General features: G+C 49.0%; 1 protein-coding gene and 1 pseudogene. One reads left to right on the forward strand and one right to left on the reverse strand.

Going from position 1 to position 782, the window contains the following annotated elements:
• A partial coding sequence (locus A3766_RS32165; protein ID WP_231882952.1) for a hypothetical protein occupies positions 1-189 on the forward strand: 189 nt, incomplete at its 5' end.
• A 37-nt stretch (positions 190-226) separates the two neighbouring features.
• On the opposite strand, the pseudogene A3766_RS21460 reads toward A3766_RS32165, so the two are convergent.
• Positions 227-782, reverse strand: a pseudogene (locus tag A3766_RS21460) (diphosphate--fructose-6-phosphate 1-phosphotransferase); the annotation flags it as partial.

Consider the following 782-nt stretch of genomic DNA (forward strand, 5'->3'; position numbering starts at 1 on the left):
TCCAGCAACTCGGTGGATAGGGATAGGCTTGCTAATCCATATGGGCCTGGATGCCCAGGATTGTTGGCGGCAAGGTTTTTATGGGGCTATTCATTAGCGAAGGATGAAACCCTCTGCATACGTAGGGCTGAAACTAACGGCATGTCCGTTCTGCGCCCCGAGACGGGCCGCCTACATAACTTTGGGTAGGCGGAGTCTCTGAGTTAGATAAGCGTGTTGCGAAGCTTTAAACTTCGAACTCACTTCCTGTCTTCTTTTCAATAAGCTTGTTCTGAAGCTTAACGTAGCGCGGCATACCGTTCTCATCGTAAGGCGGGTAGTCTTCGCCTTGAACAAGTGGAGTTAGGTATTCACGACACTCAGCAGTAATTCCGAAACCATCATCTGAAATATAGTGAATAGGCATTTTCTTTTCTTGGTTAGCAACCTGGCTAAGCGGTGCTTCACCGATAGACCACTTGTATGGAGCGGCTTGTTCGCGAACGATAATTGGCATGACTGCATTCTTACCATTTACAGCGAAATCAACAGCTGCTTTGCCCATGGCATAGGCCTGCTCAACATCCGTTGAAGAGGAAATATGGCGTGCTGCGCGTTGAAGGTAGTCGGCAACTGCCCAGTGGTATTTATAACCAAATTCATCTTTAACCATATTAGCAAGCGTTGGTGCGACGCCACCTAGTTGGGTATGACCAAACGCATCAACTGCGCCTGCGTCTGCTACAAAGCGGCCATCTTCGTACTGAGCGCCTTCAGATGCCACGACAACGCAGTAACCGTAA

The organism is Oleiphilus sp. HI0132, assembly GCF_001635845.1.